The following is a 25509-nucleotide window of genomic DNA, read 5'->3' as shown; positions in this document are numbered from 1 at the left end:
GGTTGCTCCGGCAGGCCGGATGCGGTTGCCTGGCGTCGTGCCGGTGCGATTGGTCCTCGCGGACGACGAACCGCTGCTCCGCCGGGGGCTGCGGGTGCTGCTGGAAGCCGACGGGCGGGTCCAGGTGGTCGCCGAGGCCGCCGACGGGGCCGCCCTGCTCGACGCCGTGCGGGCCACCAGCCCCGACGTGGCGCTGGTCGACGTGCAGATGCCGGGGGTGGACGGCCTCACGGCGCTGCGCACCCTGCTGAGCAGACCCGACCCGCCCGCCGTGGCGGTGCTGACCACGTTCGACCTGGACGACTACGTGGCCACCGCGCTGGACCTGGGCGCCCAGGGCTTCCTGCTCAAGGACGCCGAACCCGAGGCCCTCATCCGCGCGGTCGTCGACCTGGCCGCGGGCGGAGCCGTCCTGGACCCGCGGATCACCGCCCGCCTGCTGCCCAAGCTGCGCGGCGGCAGGCTCAAGTCCAACACCCAGCTGGACAGCCTGAGCACCCGCGAACGCCAAGTCCTCGCCCTGGTCGCCGACGGCCACCCCAACGCCGTGATCGCCGCCGAACTGGGCCTGAGCGAGGCGACCGTGAAGAGCTACGTCTCCACGGTGCTGATGAAGCTGGGCGTGGACAACCGCGTCCAAGCCGCCCTGGTCGCCCACCGGGTGGGCGGCACGTGGTGATCCTCGGGGAAGTGCTGGCCGTCACGGTGCCCGCCGCGATGGCGCTGATGGCGGGCACCGCCCCGTACGAGTGGTCCCTGCCCGCCGCCCTCTTCGCGTGCATCGCGCTGCCGCTGCGCCACCGCCGCCCCTGGCTGTCCCTCCTGGCCTGCCTCCCGGCCCTGCTCGGCGGCCTGGGCTGGCCCGCGACCGTAGTAGCCCTCTACCACATCGGCCGCACCTCAGGCGTGCGCAGCATGGCGGCATGGGTGGCGGTGACGACGCTGACCCCGGCCACCCTGGTCGTGATCAACGAATCCCTGCCGCCCAGCAGAACCCTCCTCACCTACGCCTTCACCCTCTTCGTCTCCGGCGCCCCCACCGCCCTGGGCGCCCTGATCACCACCCGCCAGGAGCTGACCACCACCCTGGCCGAAGCGCAGCGGGCCCGCGCGGCCGAACTGGCGGCCAGGGAGCACAGCGCCCGAGCAGCCGAACGAGCCCGCATCGCCCGCGAGATCCACGACGCCGTCGGCCACCACGCCACCCTGATCGCCGTCGAATCAGCCGCCCTGGCCGCCACCACGGACGAACCCGAGACCCGCGTGGCGGCACTGCGGCTGAGAACGTCGGCCAAGGAAGCGCTGAACGAGATGAGAGCAGCCCTGGCCCTGCTCCACGCCGAGCCGCCGCGAAACCAAGACGGCATCCCCACCCTGGTCGAACGCGCCCGCGCCGCCGGCGTGAAGGTGACCCTGGACGACCAGAGCGGCCCCATCCCGCCCGCAGTGGGCAGGGCCGCCTTCCGCGTCGTGCAGGAAGCCCTGACCAACGTGACCAAGCACGCACCAGGAGCCGAGGTCCACGTGCGACTGTCCCAGCGGGACGGGACGCTGCGGATCAGCGTCGTGAACGGACCACCCACGGCAGCAGCCGCCGAACCGAAAGGCGACGGCATCGGACTGCACGGCCTGGCCGAGCGGGTGCGGCTGGCGGGTGGCACCCTGCGGTGCGGCCCCTCCGGCGATGGGTTCGCGGTGGAGGCAACCCTGCCGATCAGCTCGTCGGAAGACGGCGAGGAAGGCGCGGGCTCGCGCGGTGCCCGTCGTGGTCAGGCCAGCGCGTAGCGGGAGGTCCGGCCGGCGGAGGCCAGTGGTGGCTGATTTTCGCTGTTTTCGCAGGTAGGGGCGATGAGGGACCCCGGTGTCGGGGGATCTTCGCGGGATGCGCTAAGCTATGCGCGCACCCCCGGAGACGGGGATGTGGCCGGGACGTGGCGCAGTTTGGTAGCGCACTTGACTGGGGGTCAAGGGGTCGCAGGTTCAAATCCTGTCGTCCCGACGGTCTGAAGAAGCCCGTTGGCTTGGGTAGTTTGCCCAGGTCAGCGGGCTTTTTCGTATGCTGGTGTCGATCTTTGCGTGGTCACGGACGGTAACTTTGCGATCTTGGTGAACGCTGTATAGGAGCGAAATCCGGAGCGGGTGGCTCCGGATCTTTGACCAGGGCCAAATGGGGTCGCCTCGAACGGGTGAATGTCGCCAACCGACGTCAAACGTCACCCAGTGGTGGTGACCGGCCGCGGGATGCGTCAGGTGTTGCGGATCGGCGCCGGTGTGTTGCGGAAGGCGGTCTGACGTCGGGTAAGGGCGGGAACGGGCTCCGGTTGCGCGTAGCGGGCCGTTGGGCGTCCCGATGACATTCCTTCTGCGGTGTCGGTGTCGGTCGCGTCATGGCCGGTTGGTGAGGTCGTTGCGGTGATGATGAGTGGTCCTGTGGGGTTGCCGGATGGCGTGTGATGTCGTGAAGGGGACGGTGGTTGCCGGGGTGGTCGGTTCGGAGTCGGTGGTCGTGCTCGGGTATGAGGGGGTCAGGTTGGTGACGTTGGATGGGGTGTCGGACTAGTGGGCGGGGGTGTGTGGATGTGTGATCGGGTTGGCTGGCGGGTGCGGAAACGGAGTGAATGAGAAACGCTGTTCTGGTTCATAGAGTTCCTGGTCATCAAGCCCTCGACCCCGCGCACGCGGGGGTGTTCCCGCGTCGCCGACCGCGCCGACCGCTATGCCGATCTCGACCCCGCGCACGCGGGGGTGTTCCCCACCGCACCCACACGATCTACCTCCAGACCGGCTCGACCCCGCGCACGCGGGGGTGTTCCCACGAGGTCGACGTCGGCCGGGTCGAGGGTGAGCTCGACCCCGCGCACGCGGGGTGTTCCGGCCGACAACCAGACCTGGACCGATCGGGAGTCCTCGACCCCGCGCACGCGGGTGTGTTCTGTTCGGCGGCCCCGGCCACCATCCTGACCAACCAGGCCAGGTCAACTCGAAGAAGCAGTTCGTGGAATCGCAGGATTTCCAGGTGGCGGTCACTGAGGCGGTCATCGACAACCGGGAGGCCCACAACACCATGGCCGACTACTTCTTCAGCGACGGACCTGGCATCGGCGCTGTCATCATGGTCCTCGCGGATGCCTTCTACGAGGTCGTGATCGATCAGCAAGTGGAGGCTCGACTCTGCGCTTTCAGTCAGAAGGGGGTCCACTGCCAGGGGCGCTTTATGTCGCCTTGTAGACAGGCCAGGCGGTGGTTGGCTTCGTTCGCCGCGTGGGGGTCGGTGTTGGCTTTGCCGAGGATGAAGGCGGTCCAGCGGAGTTCTGTGGTGGTGGCCAGTGTGCGGTAGCCGGGCCAGGTGGTCACGTCGTAGCCGCCGTAGGCGTTGACGAACGCGTCGTACTGCGCGGGGGTGATGCGGGCGAAGTCGGTGTGGTCGACGGCCAGGGGGATCAGGTCCCATTCGCGGGGGCCGAGTCCGACGTGGTCGAGGTCGAGTAGCACGGGGGTGCCGTCCTCGGGGACGGCGAGGTTGCCTTGCCAGGCGTCGCCGTGGATGACGTGCCGGGACAGTTCGGATCGCAGCTCCGCGTATTCGCGGCGTAGTCCGGCCTGGAGGTTCGTGAGCCAGGTGCGGTCGCGGTCGGTGATCGTGGTGGCCGTGGCGATGGCCTCGTCCAGTCCGTTGAAGGGGTCGAGCGGGGGCAGTGGCGGCCAGTCCGGTGCGGTCAGTGCGTGGATTCGCCTGAGGGTCGCTCCGAGTTCGGCGGGGCTGGCGTGTCGGTGGTCGGGAAGTCGTATCCACCAGGTGACGGGCCGATTGCCGACCATGGTGGGCTGGGGTACACCGTTTAGGACGCGGACGGCCGGCACGTCGGTGGTGGCCAGCCAGCGCGAGATGCGAAGCAGGTGGGCGGCGGTGTCGTAGGAGCCTGCCGGGCCGATGCGGGCGACGATCCCACCGGGCAGGTGGTAGAGGACGTTGACGCCGTCGCGGATCAGTTCCGCTCCGGCTGTCGGCACACCCGCTTGGGCGCCTGCCCTGGCGAGAATCTCGTATGCGGGGTGGATGACCGGCATGCCGGGCGCCTCAGACATCGGCAGCGGCCGCTGCCAGGGAACGTGACAGATCGGCCACCTCGGGGATCGACAGGTGCCGTTGGCTGGCACGCATCAAGGTGTGCAGCTCCTGGCTCATCCGCCGGGACTGCAACCTTGCGGCGTCCGTGACCGCCCGCTGCCCGAGTACTGCGGCTTCATGTGGATCGCCCGCGATCATGTGCAAGGTGGCCAGCCGCGTCGTGGAGAATGCCCGCGATCGCGGATAGGCGTCGCTGTGCAGGCGGATCGCCGCGCCCAGGCGTTCGGCGGCCTCCCCCTGCCGTGTGCGGGCCACAGCGACGGGCAGCAGCGCTCGGGCGCTGCTGCCCGCGTGCTCAGCCTCGTCGTAGTAGAGGAGCCAGGGCGGATCGGTGGCCGCCTGGCGCTCGGCGAAGTGCGCGTCGGCGCGGCCCACCTCCGCCGCGGCCTCGTCGTGACGGCCCAGCATGGCCAGCACTCTGGCGCGGACCACCGCGGTCACGGCCCTCGCCGTGGCCGTCAGCCGGTCGCCACGGACCTGGGCGAACTCGACCAGCGACAGGGCCTCGTCCAGATCACCCAGATAGAGAGCGTGGCGGGCCATGTCGGTCAGAGTGGCCGCCCGCAACTCCCACGAACCACCCTGCTCGGCACACCACAAGGCGATCCGGAAGCACCGCGCCGCAACCGGGTGGTCACCGACGTCGAAGGCCGAGAACGCCACCACCTCGGCCAGGTTCCCGACGGCCTCGAACAACGACGGTGTGATCGCCGAATCTGACTGCGCCTCCAACACTCGGCACGCCCACCGCAGGTGGGCCATACCGGCCTCGCCCGCCATACCGCCGCCGTAGAGGTTCTCGCTGGCCGCCAGCGCACCGGTCATCAGCTTGACCTGCTCGACCTCGGCCCGCCCGACTCGCCGCCGGGGCGGCGAGTCGAGCCTCAGGCCATCAAGCAGTCGGCTCCCGTCGAACCCCGCGACCACAGGTACGTTCGGTCCTTGTCCTGTAGACATGAATGATGTCGGCTGCCCGTGGGCTTGCTTGGCCGCCGATTCCCGGCGCAACTGCTTTTGCTCGCGTTTGCCCTGGTCCCGTAGCGCAATCAGAGTTCCGCCGGCACCGAGTGCGTCGTCGAGGGCCCTGACGATCTCGGCGGAGGGCAGGTTGTGGTCGGCACGCTCGGCCAGCGAGACGTACTGCCTGGTGTAGCCGATCCTCTTGGCCAGTTGTGGCTGGCTGAGTCCTGCCTGGTCACGGAGGCGGCGGATCTCTCGGGCCAGCCGAACACCGGCCGACTCGTGTTCCTGGTCCTGCTCGTCTTCGGTCATGTCGCCTCCGCTTGCGCCAGGGGCAAATAGGGGCAAATGGCGTGTCCGGCTGGTTTTCTTGTCTGCTGATCGTACACGGTCTGACCGAAATACATCCGTACGGATTCCAGCAGGCCGAGAGGAGTGACTGGTGAACACCGACAATGTCGGAGCACACCCCCGATTGGGTGTGCGACTGCTCGACGAGGACGGGCGGGCGGGGTTGCGGCCGGAGTTGCGGGAGGTGGTGGAGTACCGCAAGTCGGGCTTGAGCCTGAACTGGATTGTCGGGTGTCCGTTGGATTGCGGGTACTGCGTGCGGCACCTGTTCGGCAACTTCGACATGAAGGTGCCCCGCGCGCTGACCAGCGACGAGGAGGCGGTGGATGCGCTGGTGTCGCACAGGTTCTTCCGACCGCACCTCACACCGGTGCAGCTGCTCAACCGCGCGACGGATCCGATGCTGCCTGCGGTAAAGCCGCACCTGATGCGGGTGCTGCGGATGCTGGACGAGCATGGGTTGACCAACCACGTGCTGGTGATCACCCGGTGGCGGGTGACACCGGAGGACTGCGCGGTGCTGAACACGCTGCGGACCCTGAAAGTGACGCTGCTGATCACCTATTCGGGTATCGAGGACACGCGAATCGAGCCGGTGGACTCCGCCATCGCCGCCGCGTCGCTGAAGACGGCGTTCGCACACGCCGATCGGTATCGGGTGGTGTTGTACTGGCGGCCGATCGTGCCGGGTCTGAACGACAGCGACGCCCACCTCGACCGGGCGCTGCGACTGGGTGCGCACGCGCACGCCACGGTGTTCACCGGCTTGTTCTACCGGGACCGCATCCGCGACTACTACCGCGCCCACGGCCTGCCCGAGCCGTACGGCGAGGTGGCGCGGCGCAAGGTCTTTCCGGAGACGCTGGAGCGGCGCATCCTGGCCGCCGCCGGGCGGTACGAGGGTGGCGGGCCGTTGTTCCGCAAGACCTCCTGCGGCGTGGCCTACGCCCACGGTGTGGCCGACTACAACGGGCACTTCGGCATCCGCGAGCTGTGCGACATCTGCCCTGCTGTTCAGCGGGCGCGCTGCGCTGCGGGGTGTAGCAGGCCGCATCGCGTTGTCGTGGAGGGGATGGCCACCCGGTTGGGTGGGGCGTTGGTGGAGGTCACCGACCGGGCGGCGGTGGTTGCCGGGTTGGACGAGCAGCGCCGGTACCTGATGCAGCACAGCCTGGGGTTCCAGGTGCACGATGTGACCCGGCCCCACCTGCCGCGCCGTCACGGCCGCGCCGATCTGGGATGGCCCACGCCGCCCGCACAAACAGGAGAGAGCGCATGACGGCCCTGTCACCGCCTGCTGCGCTGGCCGGGCACCCGCTGGCCGTGGTCGACCTGGAGGGCAACGGTGCCCAGCCGCCGGAAATCGTGGAAATCGCGGTGCTAACCGTCGCCGCTGGCCCCGACGGCCGGGACGAGGGCCCCGTGGGCGAGGGTGCGGTGGGCGAGGGCCCCGTGGGCGAGGGCCCCGTGGGCGAGGGTGCGGTGGGCGAGGGTGCGGTGGGCGAGGGTGCGGTGGGCGAGGGTGCGGTGGGCGAGGGTGCGGTGGGCGAGGGGCCCTTGGGTGGGACGCGGGTGCGGTCGTGGTTGGTGCGGCCCGCGACGCCGGTGACCGCGATGGCCCGGCGCATCCACGGCATCACCGACGACGAGCTCGCAGACAGACCGTTGTGGCGCGGGGTGGCGCGCGAGGTCGAGCCGCTGGTGACCGGTCGCACCATGGTGGCCCATGCCGCCGCCGGTGACTACCGCGTCCTGCGCGCGCATCTGCCCACGTGGCGGCCACCGATGGTGCTGGACACCCTCACCCTGGCCCGTCACCTCTGGCCGGGGCTGCCCGCCTACGGGCTGGGCGCACTGGTGCGGCACGCCGGTCTGGACACCAGCGGTCCGCGCGAGCGGCGTGCGCACCGGGCCGGGTTCGACGCCTGGTGTGCCTGGCTGCTGCTGTGCAGGCTCGTCCGTGACGGCGGGCTGTCCTGGGACCGGCTGGTGCGGGTGGCCGCGCCGGCGGAATTCCGGTCGCCGGAGGCGGGGCTGTGGTGAGCGTGGCCGGGGTGGAGAAGCCGGTCGTGATCGGCGTGGTGGGCACCCACTCCACGGGCAAGAGCACCTTCCTGGCGCGGCTGGCCCACGAGCTGCGCCGCGGTCAGGTACAGGTGGCGACGGTGGCCGACCTGGGTGAGCAGGCCCAGCGGATGGGGTTGCCGATCCTGGACAACCACACCTGGGCTTCCACGTTGTGGTTTGTCACCCGCGGCATCAGCGAGGAGTTGGAAGCCTGGTCGCATGCCGATGTCGTGCTGGTCGACCGGGCGGTCCCCGACGCGTTGGGCTACTACCGGGCGGCGCTGGCCTACCGCGACGAACCCCTCGACCCCCAGGCTTGCGCACTGCTGGAGATGTTGGTGCGGCGGCACAGCGTGCACTACGACCTGCTCTTCCACACCACCCTGGAACCGGGCATCCCGTTGGGGCAGGACAAGACGCGCAGCAGCGACCAGCGGTTCAGGCACCTGGCCGGGCAGCACATCGACCGGGTTCTGCACGAGTTCGGCCTGGCACACGAGAACTTGCCCGCCGACGGCCACGACCACGCGCTGCGCACCGCCGTCCAGTTCGCCACCGCACACCTGAGCGATCCCACCACGGTGGTCGAATCCTGAACCGGCAACCCCATCGGAGGACGCGCTGCCGACCTCCGGCACCACAGCGAGCACCACCTCCGCCCGCATCCTGGAGTGTCGCAATGGGACGGGACTTCCGCTGGCTGCCCCACACCGGACGACGCCACGCCATCAGCACCGACCTGCTGCCCGGTGACACGGGCCAGACGTTGTGCGCGCTACCGCTCATCGTCCCCCGCCGCTCACCGCCCAAGACCGACTGGTGCTGGCCGACCTGTCCGGACTGCGATCTGCACTGGCGTCGACACGAAGGCATCCCGCCCTACCCCCGACCGCACGGCCACCCATCCACGCAAGCCCTGCAGGGGGCACCCGCGCCACGACAATCGACCACCCCGACACCCCGTGTTTCCCCCTGACGAAAGGCGCACCCTCATGACCGAGCCGACCCACGACCCGGACCAGAACCTGACGCGGGTACTGACCCGACTCGCCCAGGACACCGCGCCCAGGCTGTTCGCCATCGCCACCTACGACACCGACACCGAGAACGACACGATCGCCGCCTGGGGACTGGCCTTCCCCGAGCACGCCTACGCCGTCTCCACCGACAGCGCCTTCCAGATCCACACCGACACCCCACAGGGAGCACTGCGCCACTTCGACGACGGCGACACCGCCCCGCGATTGGTCTGGCTCCCCGACAACACCGCAACCCCGACCCGCTGAGGCCGACCAACCGCCGCGTCGGCGCAGGGTATCCCACACCGGTACCCCGCGCCGACGACGTCCCCCGGCCACCGCCGCGGCCAATGGCACAACCACCGCCGTCCATGAGGGTTGTGGTGCGAACGGGGCACACATCATGAGCCGCTTCAACGACACACCCCGACCGGATCACCACGGCGGCAGCGACCGCCGGAGGTTCACTATCCGGCTGCGCCGCTCGGACTTCCTGGCCGCCATGGCCGACGCAGGTCTGCACTCCGAGTACGCGCTGGCCAAAGCGATGGGCATCAACCGGTCCACCGTCAGCAGAGTGCTGGACGGTTCCCTGCAACCAGGCGCGGCGTTCATCGGCGGCGCCCTGGCCGCGCTGCCCACCTCAACCTTCGAGACCTTGTTCCAAGTCGTGCCACACTCATCCGGAACAGCGACACCACCCGACGGGCGACCTCGAACAGCCACTCGCAGATTGTCGGACACGGCCCGATAGCCCTAGAAGGGGTCGTTCGTGGGCGTCCTCGACGAAGTGCCCGGACGAGCCGAGCCCGTGCGGTCCGGCTGCATCAGGTTTGACTGATCGCGGTCAATGCCGCCGCTTTGAGGTTCCCCCGGTAGCTCGGAGACTTCAAGCATGGTCCGATAGGATCTGAAGGGAGTCGTCCGTGGCAGCACCGAAGAAGTACCCCGATGAGCTGAGGGCTCGAGCGGTCCGGCTGTACCGGGAGTCGGATCCCAAGCCGGTGATCCGGCGGCTGGCCGAGCAGCTCGGGGTGCATCACGAAGCACTGCGTAACTGGATCCGGCAGGACGAGGCCGACCGCGGCGAGCGCGACGACCGGCCGACGACCAGCGAGTCGGAGGAGCTGCGCCGGTTGCGGCGGGAGAACGCGGAACTTAAGCGTGCCAACGAGATCCTCAAGGCCGCGAGCGCTTTTTTCGCCTCGGAACTCGACCCGACCCGGCGACGGTCGTGAAGCTCGTGCAGCAGCTTCGCGGCCGCTTCGGGGTCGAGCCCATCCTCCGGGTCCTTGGTATCGCCTCCTCCACCTACTACGGCTGGGTCCAGCGCCAGACAGACCCGTCACCGCGCCAGCGCCAGGACGAGGAACTGGTCGCCGAGATCGTGGACATCCACACCACCTCCGGCGGCACCTACGGCAGCCCGCGGGTGCACGCCACCCTGCGCCGCCGCGAGATCCGGGTGTCGCGCAAGCGGGTCGAGCGGCTGATGCGCGGCCACGAGCTGCAGGGCGCGTTCCTGCGCAAGAAGTGGCGAACACCCTCGACCCGCCGTGATCCACCAGTGGCGCCGGCGCCGGATCTGGTCAACCGGGATTTCACCGCCCCGGCCCCGGACCGGCTGTGGGTGGCCGACGCCACCCGCATCCCCACCGGCGAGGGCGTCTTCTGGCTGGCAGCTGTCCGTGATGCCTTCTCCAACCGGATCGTGGGCTGGAAGACCAGCGACCGCTGCGACACCAGCCTCGTGCTCGGCGCGCTGGAGTACGCGATCTGGTCCCGCGAGGTCCGTGACGGGCAGCTGATCCACCACAGCGACCGAGGCTCGACCTACACCTCGATCCGCTTCGCGCAACGCTTGGAGGACAACGGAATCCTGCCCTCGATGGGCTCGGTCGGCGACTCCTACGACAACGCGCTGATGGAGAACTTCTTCTCCACGCTGAAGATCGAGCTCGTGTACCGGAACTCGTGGCGCACCCGCGACAAGGCCGAGAACGCGATCTTCAGCTACATCGACGCCTGGTACAACACCCAGCGCATCCAGAAAGAGCTCGGCTGGCTCAGCCCCGACGAGTACGAGGCCACCTGGCACGCCGATCAACTCGAGCCATCTATCATCCCCGCGTCCCCAACCGGAGCCAGGTAATCAACCCTCCGAGTTATCGGGGGAACCTCAGCTACGACGAGACAGGCGACTACGTCATCACCCCGTACAAAGGCAAGCACGAGCCGCAGTCCCAGAAAGAGGCCAACCGCGCCCACGCCCGCCTGCGCGGACCGGGTGAACGCGCCAACGCCCAACTCAAGACCTGGCGCGTCCTGCGCAAACTCCGCTGCTGTCCTTACCGTGCTGGCCGCCTGGCCAAGGCCATCCACGCCCTACAGAACTACGGGACCACCGCAGGATGAAAAAGGTTCACTGTTCGGATCCGTTCGACCAGGTCCTGCGATGCGCGCACCACGCCTTCCGGTACCAGCACCACCACCGGCTTGTCGGTGAACACGTCATGCCGAATGACCTCGGGGATGCTGCTCACGGCCAGAACGTGCAGGGTGGACGCGCCTTGTTCGGCCAGGGCGACGCGGATGTATTGGCTGGACTCTCCGCGCTTGAGCACTGCGGGGCGACGCCGCTTGTCGCTGGCCATCGCGGTGGCCAACTCGACTATCCGAGCCCTGGTTGGCGTATCGGAGCCCCTGGAGACGAGGTGGCGGACATCCGACTTCGCCATGTCCACGGCTACAGCGTGGACACACGGGATGGCAGGAAGCGGTGCATACTCTGCGGCAGCAATTGGATAACCGATCCTAATGCGTCGGTTGCCTTGTGCTGAGATGCCCAGAGGACCCATCGATGCCGGACAACCCGTGATGGCGGTGCTCGTGGGCTCCGGCGACTAGAAGGCCGAAGGGAGCACTCCGGTCGTGGTGGGATCGCTGGCGCCCCGGAGCGCTTCCATATTCTGGCCTGCCCTGGGTTTCGTAAACTGGGTTGCTCATGGAGATGGCTGTGCGGCTGGTTGGGAACCTGGAGCGTGTCACGACACGCCGGGAGGTTCTGAAGCTGCGGCTCGCGTGTCGTCTCGGATTTTGGGATGTCGGGTGGTTCTGTGGTTGGTGAGTATGGGATTGTGCCTGGTCAGGCAGCGCAGCGCTGGGACTCGCGTCCCAGCGGGGATCGCAACCGGCTCGCGGCGGCGGACCTGTCCTGGTCCGACCTGCAGCGCTGGGACTCGCGTCCCAGCGGGGATCGCAACATGTCATGGACGATCACGAGCTTCCCGCGTCGTAGCAGCGCTGGGACTCGCGTCCCAGCGGGGATCGCAACGTAGACCATCCACTCGGTCAGCTCGCGCGAGGTGAGCAGCGCTGGGACTCGCGTCCCAGCGGGGATCGCAACCAGTAGTCGTAGAGCGAGCGCGCGGTGCTCACCGCGCAGCGCTGGGACTCGCGTCCCAGCGGGGATCGCAACCACACCGGCAGGTTGGTGGTCTCCTGGGTGGTCTCGCAGCGCTGGGACTCGCGTCCCAGCGGGGATCGCAACGAGCACTACCGGCACGTGGTCGGCTTGGTGGACTCGCAGCGCTGGGACTCGCGTCCCAGCGGGGATCGCAACGTGATCGTCGGGAAAGTCGCCCGGCGCCCAGAGCAGCAGCGCTGGGACTCGCGTCCCAGCGGGGATCGCAACTTGGGCCAGAAGTGCAGCAGCTGCATCGACGCCCCGGCAGCGCTGGGACTCGCGTCCCAGCGGGGATCGCAACCACCACGTCGGGATGGAAGGTCAGCAACTCCCGCTGCAGCGCTGGGACTCGCGTCCCAGCGGGGATCGCAACAACGGCTGGGGACCGGCCCCCGTGCTCGGCGAATGGCAGCGCTGGGACTCGCGTCCCAGCGGGGATCGCAACACCGCGTAGGCGCCGTAGCAGTAGCCGGTGCCGCTGGCAGCGCTGGGACTCGCGTCCCAGCGGGGATCGCAACATCGCCAACGTCCTCCAGAGCTTCGCCGAGATGGAAGCAGCGCTGGGACTCGCGTCCCAGCGAGGATCGCAACGTGGCCAGGTCGCCGATTTGGTAGGTGTAGACCGGCAGCGCTGGGACTCGCGTCCCAGTGGGGATCGCAACAGCGTGGTGCGCTCGCTGGGTGTGCCCATCCCGGTGGCAGCGCTGGGACTCGCGTCCCAGCGGGGATCGCAACGCCGCGGGGATCGTCGAGGAGGCCCGGCTGGCGGGCAGCGCTGGGACTCGCGTCCCAGCGGGGATCGCAACATGGGCAGGCGGATCGGCGAAGAACTGAAGAATATGCAGCGCTGGGACTCGCGTCCCAGCGGGGGGCGCAACCGCGCTGCCACGCGCGACCTCGCCGACACCAATTTGAGACCTACTCGCTTACCGTGTCCGGATTCGACATAAAAGAAGCCTGTTTCCAGGGCCTTGGCCGCCCCCGCCACTGGGGCGGGGTTGCAACTTGTTCTGTCTGTCTGGCCGTGGCAGCGGTGAGCGCCTGTTCGCCGGAGATGGTGGTGAGTAGCCACCTCCGGCGAACACTGCTCCATTCGGGTGTTCTCAGACGCCTTCGGGGAGCCGGGGATCGGTTTTTGTCGGTGGAGGTCTCTAGCCTCGCGTCGTTCGTCGGGGGACGACGATGTGAAAGGTTTTCGTGGTGTGGGCGCACAGTCCCAGTGGTGTAACCGGTCAGTGGCATGGGCTGGCCGATCATGTCCGTTTGACGGCGCGATTGGCCCGTGTTTTTGCGGAACCGTTTGGTGCGGGGGAGTTGGCGTGGAGCCTGGGGCTTGTCCATGACGCAGGCAAGTGCGCAATCGACTGGCAGGACAAGTTGGCGCGGGTGGCGTTGACGGGTGCGCGGGTGGGCATCGATCACAAGCGTGTTGGCGCGTTGCTGGTGCGTGATCGGGCGCTCGCGGCGGCAATGGCCGTGTTGGGCCATCACGGCGGACTGGGTCGGCCGCAGTCACTGGTCGAGTTGTCCCCGGAGCCGCAGGACACCGAGACGCTGGAGCGGTTCTTCGCGGAAGTGCCCGAGGCCAGGACGTTGACGACGGGGCCGGAGTTGATGCCCGCAGGGTGGTCGGAGTTCCCGCTGGTGGGCGAGATGGGTATCCGCTTGGTCTTCTCGGCATTGGTCGACGCCGACCACCTCGACACCGCCGCTCATGCCGAAGGGTTGACAGCGCCGCGCCTGGCTGCACCTGCGGACATGGACGAGTTGGTCCGTCGGTTCGAGGTCAACCGCCGTGCCCTTCTGGACAGGCGCGGCACGGAAGTCAGCCCATCCGAGGTGGATGTCGTGCGCGCGGCGTTGTACGAGGACGTGGTGCGACTGGCGCTGCAGGAGCCGGGGATCTATCGGCTTCCGGCACCTACGGGGTCGGGCAAGACGATGACCGCGGCGGGATTCGCGCTGCACCACGCCGCAAAGCATGGCAAGGCGAGGGTGGTCGTGGCGGTGCCGTTCACGACGATCACCGAGCAGAACGCGGGGGTCTACCGGGATCTGCTCGGTGACGAGGTGGTGTTGGAGCACCACTCGAACGCCGAGTTGGACGACCGACGCTTGCGGCTGGCGGCGGAGAACTGGGACTCCCCGTTCGTGATGACCACGACGGTGCAGTTGTTCGACTCGCTGTTCGGGCGCAGGCCGGCCCGGTCGCGCAAGCTGCACCGCCTGTCCAACGCGGTGGTGGTGCTGGACGAGGTGCAGGCGTTGCCGGTGCCGTTGCTGGTGCCGATCCTGGACGCGTTGCGGGTGCTGTCCACGCACTTCGGGACCACGGTCCTGTTGGCTTCGGCGACCCAGCCCAGCTTCGAGCACCTGAGGGTGTGGAAGTCGCTGGACATCAAGCCGTTGGTGCAGGCACCGGTGGAGCTGTTCACCAAACTCAAGCGGGTGCGCTACGAGTGGCAGGTCGACCCGAAACCGACGCTGGAGCAGATCGCCGACCGGATCGCGGGGCACAGGCAGGCGCTGGCGATCGTCAACACCGTGGGCCAGGCCCGCCGGTTGTTCCGGATGGTCGCCGAGCGGGCGCGGGTCGAGGTGGTGCACCTGTCGACGCGGATGTGCCCGCTGCACCGCGAGGCGACCCTGGAGCGGATCCGCGCGTTGCTGGGCGCCGACGAGCCGGTGTTGGTCGTGTCGACCCAGCTGATCGAGGCCGGGGTTGACGTGGACTTCCCCGTGGTGTTCCGCGCGCTGGCGCCGGCGGAGTCGTTGCAGCAGGCGGCGGGGCGGGCCAACCGGGAGGGCCGGTTGCCCGGACCGGGGCGGGTGGTGGTGTTCGACGCCTCCGACGCGCCGGTGCCGCGGTTCTACCGGGCAGGTGTGGACAAAACTCTGGCGATCTTCGGGCCAGGGCGGGATCCGGACGACCCGGTGCTGCTGGACCGGTACTACCGCTCGCTCTACACCGGGTTGAACCTTGACGAGGCCGAACACGGCAACGTGATCCAGAAACACCGTGCGGATTTGAACTTCCCGGCCGTGGCCGACGGGCCGGAACGCGACGGCGCCGGCTCGCCGCGCGACCGCCGGTTGGCCTTCCGGATGATCGACGAGGACCCGGTGACGGTGATCGTGGCCGATTACGACCCACAGGCACAGGTCACCGCCATGATCAACCAGTTGCGGGCCGGTACCGGGTCGCTGGGGCAGGTGTTGCGAGAGCTGCGCGGCCACATGGTGTCGCTGCCCCGCTCGGTGGCCGAGGCGCCGCACGTGCGGGCGTTGTGCGAGCCGGTGATCGCCGGGCAGGGCGACCTGTGGGAGTGGAAGGGCGGCTATGACGCCCGTGTCGGGGTGGACGAGGAAGCGATCGGAGAGGACACGGTGTGGTGAATCTTGGACTGCGTCGGTCGGCGTCGGGTGCGTCGCCGGTGGTCGTGCAGGTGTGGGGGGAGGCGGCGCTGTTCACGCGCCCTGAGCTGAAGGTCGAGCGGGTCTCCTACCCGGTGATGACGCCGTCGGCGGCGGTCGGGGTACTGGAGTCGATCTACTGGAAGCCGCAGTTCCGGTGGGACGTGGTGGCCATCGAGGTGCTGGCGGAGATCAAGCAGTTCACGCAGCGTCGCAACGAGACCACCGACCTGGCATCGCTGGCCGAGGCGGTCTCCGGGCGTCGCCGCGTCGACACGGTGGCCAACCGGGTGCAGCGCAACGCCGTGTGCCTGCGCGACGTCGCCTACCGCATCCACGCCCACGCCGTGCCCGACAAGAACTCGGACAAGCCCGAGGCCGCCTACCGGGACCAGTTCCGCCGCCGCGTCACCCGCGGCAGCTGCTTCTCCCAGCCCTACCTGGGCGTCCGTGAGTTCAGCGCGTTCTTCGGCGATCCCGACGACCGGCCCGCCCAGCCGATCACCGAGAAGCTCGGGCTGATGCTGCACTCGGTGGACCACTCGACCACGCCACCGTCGTTCACCTGGTTCGACGCGGAACTGGTCAACGGTGTACTGAGGGTGCCCGAACAGGGCATCCCCGCCACCGGGGCCGCCTGATGCTGGTCAAACGACTGGTCGACCACGCAGCCCAGGACCCGTCGGCCAAGCCGTTCCACCGCGCGTTGCGTTTCGACCTGGAACTGCGCCTCACCGCCGACGGAGCCCTGGCTGGTCGAGGACTGGAATCGCTGGTCGCACCGGATGCGGCCGGACGACCACGCGGTGCCGAGCACACCGTGCCCGCGGTGGTCCGCACCGTCGGCGTGGCCCCCAACCTCGCCGCCGATGACGTCCAGTACGTGCTGGGCTGGGCCGACGCCGACAGCAAACCGCACCGCGTCAGGCAGTGCCACGAGGCGTTCGTCGACCTGACCCGACGCTGGGCCGACAGCCCGGAGGGCCGCGACGACCCCATCGCCCGCGCCGTCGCCGCCTTCTACACCTCTGGCGCATCGGCGGACCTGACGCCGGACCCGGCCGTGGCGTCCAAACAATGGGTCCTGATCACCGTCGACGGCACCCCCGCCTACCTGGCCCCCTCGGTCGCGTCGTTCTGGGCCGCCGAAGTCGCCCGCCGTAAAGGCGGCGGCCGCGAAGGCTTGTGTCTGGTGTGCGGCAGGACTGCTCCACTGCTGGACACCCTGCCGGGCAAGGTCCCCGCCCGACTGGTTCCCGGAGCCTCCAACGACGCGGCACTGGTCAGCATCAACGAACGCGTCTTCGGCTACGACCTGACCACGCAGCTGGCCTGCTCCCCGATCTGCATCACCTGCGGCGAAAGGTTGTCCGCCGGCCTGGTCCGCGTCCTGGACTCACCCGACACCGCATCCTTCGGCGGCCAGGACAGCCGCCTGGCCTGGTGGGTCACCAAACCCGTCGAACGCAACCCCATGAGGCTGATCCTCGACGCCGACCCGCAACAGGTGGCCGACCTGATCCGCTCCGTGCGCACGGGCAACAGAGCTCCCGAGATCGACAAGACCAAGTTCTGCGCCCTGACCGTCGGGGGCAACGTCGCCCGCGTCATGGTCCGCGACTGGCTGGAGATGCCGCTGACGACGATCGAGGACAACGTCGCGGCATGGTTCACCGACCTGGAGATGGTGACCCTGCACCCCGACGAACCCGACCACCAGAGCCTGGAACGCCTCGTCCGCGTCACCGGCAGATGGCTGCGCACCGAGAAGCGCTACGCCTTCCTCGGCGCCAAGGGCGCCGACCGCCCCGACGGCGTGCAGCGCGACCTGCTCCATGCCGCGATGCGCAAGATCCCCCTCCCACCCTCCCTGCTGACCCACCTGCTCAACCGGGTCCGCACCGACGGGCGCCTGGACACCCCACGCGCGGCACTGATCCACCTGGCGCTGATGCGCTCGCCCCACACCCCGGAGAAACCCATGCCCGGACTCGACCCGACCAACACCGAGCCCGCCTATGTGGCCGGGCGGCTGTTCGCCGCGTTGGACGCCATCCAGCACGACGCCTTCGAAGGCAAGCTCAACACCACCTACGCCAACCGCTTCTTCGCCGGAGCGGTGACCAACCCGCGCTCCGCCCTCATCTCCGGCCGCAAACTCGCCGACGCCTGGCTGCGCAAGTTCCGCGGCACCCGCCGCGGCACCGGCGTCAACCACCGACGCGATCTCGACGAACTGTTCGGCCTGCTCGACGCCAGCACCGGCATCCCCAGCCACGCCACCCCCGCCCAGCAGGCCCTGTTCCTGCTCGGCTACCACCACCAACGCGCCCACCGGTTCAACACCCTGCGCCGCCGCGCCGAGGAACGCGCCACCGGCACCACCCCCGACCAGACCACCCCCGACGCAGCCCAGGAGATCTCCGCATGACCACCCAGCCCCACCTCGACCCCACTGTCCGCCACGACATGGTCTTCCTGTTCGACGTCACCGACGGCAACCCCAACGGCGATCCCGACGCCGGCAACCGCCCCCGCACCGACGACGAAACCGGACAGGGCCTGGTCACCGACGTCGCCCTCAAGCGCAAGATTCGCGACACCCTTGCCCTGGCGGCGGGCGACGATCCCCGCTACGGCATCTTCGTCCAGGCAGGACACGCCCTCAACCCACGCCTGGAAGCCTCCTATCAGGCCAACGGCCTCAAGCTCGACAGCAAGAGCAAGATCAGCCCGGAGCAGGCCGACCAAGCCCGCGCCTGGCTGTGCGATCGCTACGTCGACATCCGCCTGTTCGGCGCCGTGCTCTCGGTCGGCAAGACCGGAGCCCTCGGCCAGGTCCGCGGCCCGCTGCAGGTCGGCATGGCCCGCAGCATCGACCCGATCGTCCCCGCCGACCACGCCATCACCCGCGTCACCCAGACCAAGCAGGAAGACATCGACAAGGGTGAGACCACCGAGATGGGCGGCAAGTGGACCGTTCCCTACGGGCTCTACCGCGTTGAGCTCTACTACTCCGCCACCCGCGCCACCAAGACCGGCGTGGACGCCAAGGACCTCGAACTGCTCTACCGCACCCTGGAAATGATGTTCGATCACGACCGCTCCGCCACCCGCGGCACCCTCACCCCGCGCGGCCTCTACGTCTTCACCCACCCCGACGCCTTCGGCGCCGCCCCCGCCCACCGCCTCACCGAACGCGTCACCGCCCTGCCGGCCAAGCCCCTCTCACCCGACGAGCCCACCACGCCCGCCGCCCCGCCCCGCGCGTTCAGCGACTACGTCGTCTCCGTCGACGACAACGACCTGCCCCACGGCGTCACCCTCACCAAGCTCATCGCCTGAGGCGGAACGCCGTGCACGACCGACCGATCGACACCGCGACCAGCATCCCGATCTCCGCACTCGAGCACTACGCCTACTGCCCGAGGCAGGCGGCGCTGATCCACCTCGACGGCTACTTCGAATCCAACATCGACACCGTCCGCGGCGACCTCGCCCACGCCGCAGTCGACAACACCGGAACACGAAATGACCGCCGAGGCCGCAAGATCTGGCACTCACTACCGGTGTGGAGCGACACGATCGGCGTGCACGGCGTCTGCGACACCGTCCAGTTCACCGACGACGGACCCACACCCGTCGAACACAAATCAGGCCGCTACCACCCCGGCGGCCCGGCCGACCTGCAAGTCGCCGCGCAGGTCATCTGCCTGCGCGAGATGTTTCAAGCACCGGTCCCGTACGGAGCCGTCTTCTCCGGGCGGGACCGGCGCCGCCACGACGTACTCGTCGACGACGCCATGGTCGACAAGGTCGACCGCACCGCCCAAGCGGTCCGCGCACTACTCGAGGACGGCGTTCTCCCGCCGCCGGTCAACGACAAGCGATGCCATCGCTGCTCACTACGGCCCGGCTGCCTGCCCGACGCCGCCACACCCGCAGGCGCCGACCTGTTCACCCCACGCCCCGACGGAGACTGGCTTGACTGAACTCCTGCGCACCCTGTTCGCCACCACTCCCGGCACCAGCCTGCACCTCGACGGCGACGCCCTGCGCATCGCACACCCCGACAAGCCGGGACGTCGCCTCCTGCCCCTGGTACGCCTGGACCACATCGTCGCCTGGAACGGCGTCTCCCTGACCGAGGATCTCCTCCACCGCTGCGCCGCCGACGGCCGCTCCATCACCTGGATCACCAGAAACGGCCGATTCCTCGCCCGCACCAGCGGACCCCACACCGGCAACCCCCACCTCCGGCTCGCCCAAGTCCGCACCCACGACAACCCCGAACCACGCCTCCACCTCGCCAAGAGCTTCGTCGCGGGCAAGCTGCACAACTACCGGCAACTGCTACTCCGAGCCGCCCGCGACACCACTGCCACCAGACAACAACGCCTGCGCGACACAGCCCACGACCACGCCCAAGCCCTCACCCAACTCGCCGAAGCCACCACCCTGTCCCAAGTCTTGGGCGTCGAAGGCCAAGCCGCACGCACCTACTTCCAAGCACTCGACCAACTCACACCCGGCGTGGCCACCGGCCGAACCCGCAGACCACCCACCGACCCTGTCAACTGCCTGCCGTCCTTCGGCTACGGCATGCTCCGCGTCGCCGTCCACGGCGCCCTCGAACAAGTCGGACTCGACCCCTTCATCGGCTACCTCCACGGCATCCGGCCAGGCAAACCGGCACTCGCACTCGACCTCATGGAAGAACTGCGACCACTGCTGGTCGACCGCCTCGTGCTCACCCTGCTCAACCGCGGACAGATCACCGACCGACACACCCAAACCCTGCCCGGCGGCGCCGTCCAACTCACCGAAGACGGACGCAAGACCTTCCTCGAACACTGGAGCAAAGCCCGCGAGCGAACCTGGCCACACGCCACCCTCGGACGCGACATCCCCGCAGCCCTCATCCCACTCGTCCAAGCACGCCTGCTCGCCCGCCACCTGCGCGGAACAACCGACACCTACCAACCCTGGACGCTCACCTGATGGAACTGCTCATCACCTACGACGTCGACACCACCACACCCGAAGGCGAACGACGACTGCGCCGCGTCGCCAAAATCTGCGAAGGCATCGGCCACAGAGTCCAGAAATCGGTCTTCGAAGTCGTCTGCACCCCACCCCAGAGACTGCACCTCGAAGCACACCTCCAAGCCACCATCGACCCCACCCTCGACTCGGTACGCATCTACCACCTCGACCGCGGCACCTTCCACACCGCCAAACACCTCGGAGCAGCCATCGACGCAGCACACCACGACCCGCTGATCATCTGATGACAGCCACAGCCCTCCGACTTCGGAACCCCAAGCGTGTTCCGACACGCCGCCAGGTCCCGAACTTCATCACGGCGTGTCATCTCATTCAGTGGGAAGTGAGAGTGTTCATGGCAGCTTCCAAAAGCGTCATCGCTGCTCAGGCAGCGCAGCACCAGCCCTCCGGAGCTGGTGGGGATCGCAACGACGCGCTCCCCAGCGAGTCCGACCGGGCGCGCACCGGCAGCACCAGCCCTCCGGAGCTGGTGGGGATCGCAACTTGGGGTAGCGGCGCATGGCGTCCGCGTCCCGAGGCAGCACCAGCCCTCCGGAGCTGGTGGGGATCGCAACGCGGCCACCGGACTTGGAGGTGCGTCCGCCGACCTGGCAGCACCAGCCCTCCGGAGCTGGTGGGGATCGCAACATCTTCTCCCATAGCCAGTCCACCGCGTCGCCGATGAGCAGCACCAGCCCTCCGGAGCTGGTGGGGATCGCAACGAGGTGCACTGGCAGCTCGCCAACGCCCGCCTGCTGGCAGCACCAGCCCTCCGGAGCTGGTGGGGATCGCAACGGACTACTCCGGTGGACGCGCGGCACCTCATGAGTCGCAGCACCAGCCCTCCGGAGCTGGTGGGGATCGCAACATCCCCTCGAAGCTGTCGGACAACCCGCACGTCAAGCAGCACCAGCCCTCCGGAGCTGGTGGGGATCGCAACGAGGGGATGAACCGCACGGTGCGCTGGCGGACGTGCAGCACCAGCCCACCGGAGCTGGTGGGGATCGCAACGGCGCGGCGGTGCGGCGGTGTAGAGCTGGACTCGGGCAGCACCAGCCCTCCGGAGCTGGTGGGGATCGCAACGAGCGCCACTGGTGCGACGACAGCCCCAAGCGGGGCAGCACCAGCCCTCGGGAGCTGGTGGGGATCGCAACCCTGCTGTCGGGAGTGGCGTCCATGGTGGTCCCGCGCAGCACCAGCCCTCCGGAGCTGGTGGGGATCGCAACCCAGGCCTCGCGTCCGCCGTCCTCCACGTGGTCGAAGCAGCACCAGCCCTCCGGAGCTGGTGGGGATCGCAACGCGGGGCGCCGAGAGTACGACGAACTGCTCTACGGCAGCACCAGCCCTCCGGAGCTGGTGGGGATCGCAACAGCGCCGTCAGCGACGGTGGTTCGTGCGTCATGGAAGCAGCGCTGGGACTCGCGTCCCAGCGGGATCGCAACTCGCAGTCCAGCACCAGCACCCGGAACCCGTCAGGGCAGCGCTGGGACTCGTGTCCCAGCGGGATCGCAACCAGCAGATCGTGATGGTGCTGGCCGGGGGCACCGGCAGCGCTGGGACTCGCGTTCCAGCGAGGATTGCAACTCACCGGGGCTGGCCTCGTCGCCGGGGCCACTCTCGGACAGCGCTGGGACTTGCGTCCCAGCGGGATCGCAACTGCATGAGCGCGATCTGCTCGGCCGGGGAGATCACGGCAGCGCTGGGACTCGCGTCCCAGCGGGATCGCAACTGAGATGGGTTCCGCCGGGCGCCGGGCGCCCAGGACGGGGTCAAACGAGCGGTGTAACTCGGGTTAAAGAGGGTTACTTGCGTCCGGCGGCCAGGCGGCCGTCGAAGGCGATCTCGAAGGCGTTGAGCGCGGGCTTCCAGCGGATCATCCAGCGTTTGCGGCCGGTGCCGGTCGGGTCCAGGCTCATCACGGCCAGGTAGACGCACTTGAGCGCGGCCTGTTCGCCTGCGGAAGTGGCCTCGGGCTTTGACCGCGCGGCGGATGCGGGCGTTGACGCTCTCGATGGCGTTGGTCGAGCAGATCACCCTGTGCTTGCCGAAAATGTCGTCCGTGCTGGTCAGGCTGCGTGGTGGTACTCGTTGAGGATGCCGCCCAGTCGTTGCCGTCGGCGGATGTCGAGGTGGGTGAGGGGTGCCTGATCGGGGGCTGGCTGTGGCAGTGGTTGTAGTGGTCGGGCGTTGGCGATGCCTTGGTGGGGCCGGTGGGTGTTGTAGAAGCGCTCGTACTCGCGCAGCACGTGGAGCAGGTGCTGTTGGTTCCAGATCAGTGTTCGGTCGAGCAGTTCCCGTCGGCAGTTGTGGATCCAGCGCTCCATGATCGCGTTCATCCGCGGGATCCGGACTCCGCTGAGGACGACCTGGATGCCCGCGTCGGCGAGGATGGCGTCGAACAGTGCCGGGAACTTGCCGTCCCGGTCGCGGATCAGGAACCGCACGGAGCTGTCTGCGTCGTCGAGGTCCATGGCGAGGTTCCTGGCGGCTTGGGTGACCCAGGATGCGGTGGGGTGTGCGGTGGCGCCGAGGACGCGGATCCGGCGGCTGGCGTGTTCGATGACCGCGAGCACGTACAGGCGGGTTCCGTTCAACGTGCGGGTCTCGAAGAAGTCGCAGGCCAGGAGCGCCTCGGCCTGCGAGCGGAGGAAGGTGGACCAGGTCGTCGAGGTGTGCTCGGGGGCCGGACCGATCTCGGCGTCCTGGAGTATCTGCTACACCGTGGAGGCGCCGATCTTGATGCCGAGGACGAGGAGTTCGCCGTGGATGCGGCGGTAGCCCCAGGCGGGGTTTTCCTGTGCCAGGCGCAGTACCAGGAGTCGGATGGAGCGGATGGTTCGTGGTCGGCCGGGCCGCTTGGGGCGGGATCTGGCTGCGTGGCGACGGTCGATGAGGTCTCGGTGCCAGCGCAGGACTGTCTCCGGGCGTACCAGTAGTCGGAGTCGATGAAGCGTTTGCGTCGGGAGTCGGTGCAGCAGGGCGGCGAGGAATGCCCGGTCGGCGGGGGAGAACCGTGGACGGGCGTCTCCGAGTTGGCGTTGCAGGACCATGATTTGGTGGCGCAGCGCCAGGATTTCCGTGTCCTTGTCCCGGTCGCTCATGGGCAGCAGGCGCAGCAACGCGAAGGCGTTGGTCACGCCGAGGTAGGCCAGTCGGAGCAGCACAGCCGGTCATCATGCCGTGCCGGCCGACGTCACAGCGCATGGCAGCCGTGCTCGCGAACGCTCGACTCCCCTTGGGCTTCGTACGTCCTCTACCTGCATGGATGAGGTTATCGGCAGGCACAGTGCCAGGCCAGCAAATCCAGCTCCAAGCGCAGCGCGTAGTCCTTGCGCAGCAGCCACACGGGCCACAGCCCGTTGACCAGGTGCCAGGCCCGCTCGAAGTACCCGAGCGCGTACAGGCGCCGCGCGTAGGCCGCGACGGTGCCGGTGTGATCGAGCAGCCACCGCCGTGCCTGGCCCTCGGTCGGCACGGCCGGCTCGGGGACCGGCACGGGGTAGCGGCCGCGGTGCTGGTGCAGGGTCAGGCACAGCCCGGCGGCCAGCACCGCCGGCCACACCCGCAGGTCCACCATCCGCAGCAGGGCCTGCCGCTGCGCAGCCGGGTCGTCCTCGGCTGCGGCGCGGTCGTGGGCGAGGTCGCGGGCCGGCGGCGGGATCGTCCACCACCGCGTCGACCGGTCCGTGCCGTACTGTCCCGGCCCGCGGGACTGCCCCGGGGCGCTGTCCGGGTGCGGATCGGCGCCGGAGTGCGGCGGCCGGGCCTGCAGCAGGCCGGCCGCGACGAGTTCGTCGATCAGGGCCCGCGTCCACGTTGTGCGGCGCGCCGCCGAAGCGGACGGGGCAGGTGGGACGGGGGCAGGTGGGGCGTCGGGGGCGTGCTGCGGTGGTGGCGCGGCGAGGCAGATGATGTCCGCCTCGCTGAGGTGGTCCACCGGCAGCGCGTCGAGCAGGCGCACCAGCCGCTGTGCGGCCGGTGAGAGCCCGTTGTAGGCCGCGAGCAGGGTTTCGCGCACTTGTGGTCTCCGTGGTCGTCCAGGGCCGCCGAGGGGCCGTGGTGCAGGTCCTGTGCGGGCGGTGTCGCGTCGGGCCGGGCGTGGACCGCCCTGGTCCGCGTGCCCCCCTTGCGGGGCGAGCACGGCCGACCGGGGCGGTCCACGCCGGGGTCAGGAGGTGGACTGGGCGACGCGGTCGGGCAGCTCCACCGGGTCGGTGGTGGTGATCCCGATACGCGGGTGCGGGATCGGTCCGCCCTGGGCGGGGGTCAGCGGCAGGTCGGTGCGCACCGTGCCGTGCACCACCGCCTCGATCCACGGGCGGTAGTAGGCGATGCCGGTGTTCGCGTCGGGGCTGATGCCGCACGTCGGGGTGCTGGCGCGGCTGACCAGGGCGGTCAGCACCCACCGGTCGCCGGACCTGCCGTAGAGCGGGCCACCGGAGTCGCCGTTGCAGGCCCCGAACTGCTTCTCCTGGTCGCCGGGGTTGCCGGTGCACACGTCGTGGCGGGTGATCACCGCGGCGGCGCAGCGTTCCGGCGGCAGCGCCGCGGTCGTCAGTTGGGAGGCGGTGGTGGGCGTGGCGGCCGAGCCGTTGGACGTCCGGCCCCAGCCCACCACCGTCAGCGTCGATCCGGGTCGGGGTTCGGTGGAGGCCAGCGTGGCCGCGGGTACCCGCACCGGCGCGGCCAGCCGCAGCAGGGCCAGGTCGGCGCCGGGGGCGGTCTCGATCGGCTCGGCGGTGTCGGGGATCCACTGCCACCAGGGCGGGATGACGAACGCGGCGATCTCCAGCGCGGGCACCTGGGTGCGGTCCAGCGCCCCGGTGCGCAGCTGGAAGTTCTTGTCCTGCACCGGCACCACCAGCGGCGGCCCGTGGAGCTCCTGACCGTCCGTCGGCGCGTCGGAGGTCCGCGTCCCGGAGGGCGGGTTGGTCACGCAGTGGGCCGCGGTCAGGCCCCACTGGGCCCAGCCGGTCCCCTCGGTGTCGATCAGAGTGGCGGTGCAGGTCATGTGGTCGTCGCGGGGCGGTTGGGTCGAGTCGTACTCCAACGCCGAC

The 25509-nt window shown here is 69.2% G+C and carries 24 protein-coding genes, 1 tRNA gene, 2 pseudogenes and 2 CRISPR repeat arrays; of the genes and pseudogenes, 19 read left to right on the top strand and 8 right to left on the bottom strand.

All coding sequences use genetic code 11. The features are described from left to right. Nucleotides 1-19: 19 nt before the first annotated feature. The 3 genes from IEZ00_RS26215 to IEZ00_RS26205 all read left to right on the top strand — a co-directional run bounded on the left by IEZ00_RS26215 (nucleotide 20) and on the right by IEZ00_RS26205 (nucleotide 1999). Nucleotides 20-679: a response regulator gene (locus tag IEZ00_RS26215; RefSeq protein WP_189225996.1), complete on the top strand. Its 660-nt coding sequence runs from the start codon at nucleotides 20-22 to the stop codon at nucleotides 677-679. Beyond that, nucleotides 676-1785 carry a sensor histidine kinase gene (locus IEZ00_RS26210; protein ID WP_229796105.1) on the top strand — a complete coding sequence of 370 codons (1110 nt, stop codon included), beginning with the start codon at nucleotides 676-678 and terminating at the stop codon, nucleotides 1783-1785. Before IEZ00_RS26215 ends, IEZ00_RS26210 begins: the two co-directional genes overlap by 4 nt. 140 nt (nucleotides 1786-1925) lie before the next feature. Continuing rightward, nucleotides 1926-1999, top strand: a tRNA-Pro gene (locus IEZ00_RS26205). Nucleotides 2000-3183: 1184 nt separating this feature from the next. Here IEZ00_RS26205 and IEZ00_RS26200 read toward each other — a convergent pair. Then, a complete protein-coding gene (locus tag IEZ00_RS26200) occupies nucleotides 3184-4068 on the bottom strand; it encodes a phosphotransferase (protein WP_189225995.1) in 885 nt (294 codons plus the stop codon). A gap of 10 nt (nucleotides 4069-4078) precedes the next feature. Further along, nucleotides 4079-5401: a helix-turn-helix domain-containing protein gene (locus IEZ00_RS26195; protein ID WP_189225994.1), complete on the bottom strand. Its 1323-nt coding sequence runs from the start codon at nucleotides 5399-5401 to the stop codon at nucleotides 4079-4081. 130 nt (nucleotides 5402-5531) lie between these two features. On the opposite strand from IEZ00_RS26195, the gene IEZ00_RS26190 reads away from it, so the two are divergent. The 9 genes and pseudogenes from IEZ00_RS26190 to IEZ00_RS26150 all read left to right on the top strand — a co-directional run. Further along, the gene (locus IEZ00_RS26190; RefSeq protein WP_229796104.1) at nucleotides 5532-6719 is read left to right on the top strand and encodes a radical SAM protein; all 1188 of its coding nucleotides are present in this window, start codon (nucleotides 5532-5534) and stop codon (nucleotides 6717-6719) included. Continuing rightward, the gene (locus IEZ00_RS26185) at nucleotides 6716-7483 is read left to right on the top strand and encodes a 3'-5' exonuclease (RefSeq protein ID WP_189225993.1); all 768 of its coding nucleotides are present in this window, start codon (nucleotides 6716-6718) and stop codon (nucleotides 7481-7483) included. Before IEZ00_RS26190 ends, IEZ00_RS26185 begins: the two co-directional genes overlap by 4 nt. Beyond that, a complete protein-coding gene (locus IEZ00_RS26180; RefSeq protein ID WP_189225992.1) occupies nucleotides 7480-8103 on the top strand; it encodes an AAA family ATPase in 624 nt (207 codons plus the stop codon). Before IEZ00_RS26185 ends, IEZ00_RS26180 begins: the two co-directional genes overlap by 4 nt. 83 nt (nucleotides 8104-8186) lie before the next feature. Continuing rightward, on the top strand, nucleotides 8187-8483 hold the full coding sequence (locus IEZ00_RS26175) for an HC3 family zinc finger protein (RefSeq protein ID WP_189225991.1): 297 nt from the start codon (nucleotides 8187-8189) through the stop codon (nucleotides 8481-8483). A 16-nt stretch (nucleotides 8484-8499) separates the two neighbouring features. Next, a complete protein-coding gene (locus IEZ00_RS26170; protein WP_189225990.1) occupies nucleotides 8500-8793 on the top strand; it encodes a hypothetical protein in 294 nt (97 codons plus the stop codon). A 136-nt stretch (nucleotides 8794-8929) separates the two neighbouring features. Next, nucleotides 8930-9280, top strand: coding sequence for a hypothetical protein (locus IEZ00_RS26165; protein WP_306344696.1), 351 nt, complete (start codon nucleotides 8930-8932; stop codon nucleotides 9278-9280). Between the two features lie 172 nt (nucleotides 9281-9452). After that, nucleotides 9453-9764 (top strand): transposase, encoded by a 312-nt coding sequence (locus IEZ00_RS26160; protein ID WP_090053759.1) that lies wholly within the window; start codon nucleotides 9453-9455, stop codon nucleotides 9762-9764. Between the two features lie 5 nt (nucleotides 9765-9769). Next, a complete protein-coding gene (locus tag IEZ00_RS26155) occupies nucleotides 9770-10678 on the top strand; it encodes an IS3 family transposase (protein ID WP_189225989.1) in 909 nt (302 codons plus the stop codon). 17 nt (nucleotides 10679-10695) lie between these two features. After that, nucleotides 10696-10941: pseudogene (locus IEZ00_RS26150) on the top strand (transposase family protein); the annotation flags it as partial. Here the strand turns inward: IEZ00_RS26150 and IEZ00_RS26145 are convergent. After that, the gene (locus tag IEZ00_RS26145; RefSeq protein ID WP_189225988.1) at nucleotides 10920-11270 is read right to left on the bottom strand and encodes a hypothetical protein; all 351 of its coding nucleotides are present in this window, start codon (nucleotides 11268-11270) and stop codon (nucleotides 10920-10922) included. The pseudogene IEZ00_RS26150 and the gene IEZ00_RS26145 overlap by 22 nt on opposite strands. A 410-nt stretch (nucleotides 11271-11680) precedes the next feature. Then, a CRISPR array of direct repeats spans nucleotides 11681-12870; the repeat unit is 37 nt; unit sequence GCAGCGCTGGGACTCGCGTCCCAGCGGGGATCGCAAC. Between the two features lie 319 nt (nucleotides 12871-13189). Here IEZ00_RS26145 and cas3 point away from each other — a divergent pair. From cas3 to cas2, 7 genes are read left to right on the top strand one after another with little or no spacing between them, the layout of a single operon-like run. Then, nucleotides 13190-15388, top strand: a complete 2199-nt coding sequence (gene cas3, locus IEZ00_RS26140; RefSeq protein WP_306344695.1) for a CRISPR-associated helicase Cas3' — start codon at nucleotides 13190-13192, stop codon at nucleotides 15386-15388. A gap of 38 nt (nucleotides 15389-15426) precedes the next feature. Next, complete coding sequence (cas5c, locus tag IEZ00_RS26135; RefSeq protein WP_229796103.1) at nucleotides 15427-16047, top strand: type I-C CRISPR-associated protein Cas5c; 621 nt, start codon at nucleotides 15427-15429, stop codon at nucleotides 16045-16047. After that, the gene (gene cas8c / locus IEZ00_RS26130; protein WP_189225986.1) at nucleotides 16047-17837 is read left to right on the top strand and encodes a type I-C CRISPR-associated protein Cas8c/Csd1; all 1791 of its coding nucleotides are present in this window, start codon (nucleotides 16047-16049) and stop codon (nucleotides 17835-17837) included. The genes cas5c and cas8c overlap by 1 nt, the downstream gene beginning before the upstream one ends. Before the next feature lie 38 nt (nucleotides 17838-17875). Beyond that, nucleotides 17876-18751, top strand: coding sequence for a type I-C CRISPR-associated protein Cas7/Csd2 (gene cas7c / locus IEZ00_RS26125; RefSeq protein ID WP_229796102.1), 876 nt, complete (start codon nucleotides 17876-17878; stop codon nucleotides 18749-18751). Between the two features lie 11 nt (nucleotides 18752-18762). Then, nucleotides 18763-19398, top strand: coding sequence for a CRISPR-associated protein Cas4 (gene cas4, locus IEZ00_RS26120; protein WP_189225984.1), 636 nt, complete (start codon nucleotides 18763-18765; stop codon nucleotides 19396-19398). Next, nucleotides 19391-20407 (top strand): type I-C CRISPR-associated endonuclease Cas1c, encoded by a 1017-nt coding sequence (cas1c, locus tag IEZ00_RS26115; protein WP_189225983.1) that lies wholly within the window; start codon nucleotides 19391-19393, stop codon nucleotides 20405-20407. The genes cas4 and cas1c overlap by 8 nt, the downstream gene beginning before the upstream one ends. Next, nucleotides 20407-20697, top strand: coding sequence for a CRISPR-associated endonuclease Cas2 (cas2, locus tag IEZ00_RS26110; protein ID WP_189225982.1), 291 nt, complete (start codon nucleotides 20407-20409; stop codon nucleotides 20695-20697). Before cas1c ends, cas2 begins: the two co-directional genes overlap by 1 nt. A 148-nt stretch (nucleotides 20698-20845) precedes the next feature. Continuing rightward, a CRISPR array of direct repeats spans nucleotides 20846-21822; the repeat unit is 37 nt; unit sequence GCAGCACCAGCCCTCCGGAGCTGGTGGGGATCGCAAC. A gap of 432 nt (nucleotides 21823-22254) precedes the next feature. Here cas2 and IEZ00_RS26105 read toward each other — a convergent pair. The 5 genes and pseudogenes from IEZ00_RS26105 to IEZ00_RS26090 form a co-directional block, all read right to left on the bottom strand. Then, nucleotides 22255-22489: pseudogene (locus IEZ00_RS26105) on the bottom strand (transposase); the annotation flags it as partial. 29 nt (nucleotides 22490-22518) lie between these two features. Further along, the gene (locus tag IEZ00_RS37175) at nucleotides 22519-23046 is read right to left on the bottom strand and encodes an integrase core domain-containing protein (protein WP_229796101.1); all 528 of its coding nucleotides are present in this window, start codon (nucleotides 23044-23046) and stop codon (nucleotides 22519-22521) included. Nucleotides 23047-23166: 120 nt separating this feature from the next. Next, nucleotides 23167-23616 carry a helix-turn-helix domain-containing protein gene (locus tag IEZ00_RS37170; RefSeq protein ID WP_229796100.1) on the bottom strand — a complete coding sequence of 150 codons (450 nt, stop codon included), beginning with the start codon at nucleotides 23614-23616 and terminating at the stop codon, nucleotides 23167-23169. 107 nt (nucleotides 23617-23723) lie between these two features. Then, entirely contained in the window at nucleotides 23724-24470 is a 747-nt protein-coding gene (locus tag IEZ00_RS26095; RefSeq protein ID WP_189225981.1) for a hypothetical protein, read from the bottom strand. A 150-nt stretch (nucleotides 24471-24620) separates the two neighbouring features. Next, nucleotides 24621-25509: S1 family peptidase (locus IEZ00_RS26090; RefSeq protein ID WP_189225980.1), on the bottom strand; the 889-nt coding region annotated here is incomplete at its 5' end.

This window comes from Saccharothrix coeruleofusca, from assembly GCF_014648515.1.
Taxonomy (GTDB): domain Bacteria; phylum Actinomycetota; class Actinomycetes; order Mycobacteriales; family Pseudonocardiaceae; genus Actinosynnema; species Actinosynnema coeruleofuscum.
The sequence above is the reverse complement of the archived record's forward strand: the minus strand, read 5'-3'. Positions and strand labels throughout refer to the sequence as shown.

Coding starts and splice junctions, on each gene's coding strand:
- IEZ00_RS26215 (WP_189225996.1), top strand. CDS start 20: ATGCGGTTGCCTGGCGTCGTGCCGGTGCGATTGGTCCTCGCGGACGAC.
- IEZ00_RS26200 (WP_189225995.1), bottom strand. CDS start 4,068: ATGCCGGTCATCCACCCCGCATACGAGATTCTCGCCAGGGCAGGCGCC.
- IEZ00_RS26195 (WP_189225994.1), bottom strand. CDS start 5,401: ATGACCGAAGACGAGCAGGACCAGGAACACGAGTCGGCCGGTGTTCGG.
- IEZ00_RS26185 (WP_189225993.1), top strand. CDS start 6,716: ATGACGGCCCTGTCACCGCCTGCTGCGCTGGCCGGGCACCCGCTGGCC.
- IEZ00_RS26175 (WP_189225991.1), top strand. CDS start 8,187: ATGGGACGGGACTTCCGCTGGCTGCCCCACACCGGACGACGCCACGCC.
- IEZ00_RS26170 (WP_189225990.1), top strand. CDS start 8,500: ATGACCGAGCCGACCCACGACCCGGACCAGAACCTGACGCGGGTACTG.
- IEZ00_RS26165 (WP_306344696.1), top strand. CDS start 8,930: ATGAGCCGCTTCAACGACACACCCCGACCGGATCACCACGGCGGCAGC.
- cas8c (WP_189225986.1), top strand. CDS start 16,047: ATGCTGGTCAAACGACTGGTCGACCACGCAGCCCAGGACCCGTCGGCC.
- cas7c (WP_229796102.1), top strand. CDS start 17,876: ATGGTCTTCCTGTTCGACGTCACCGACGGCAACCCCAACGGCGATCCC.
- cas2 (WP_189225982.1), top strand. CDS start 20,407: ATGGAACTGCTCATCACCTACGACGTCGACACCACCACACCCGAAGGC.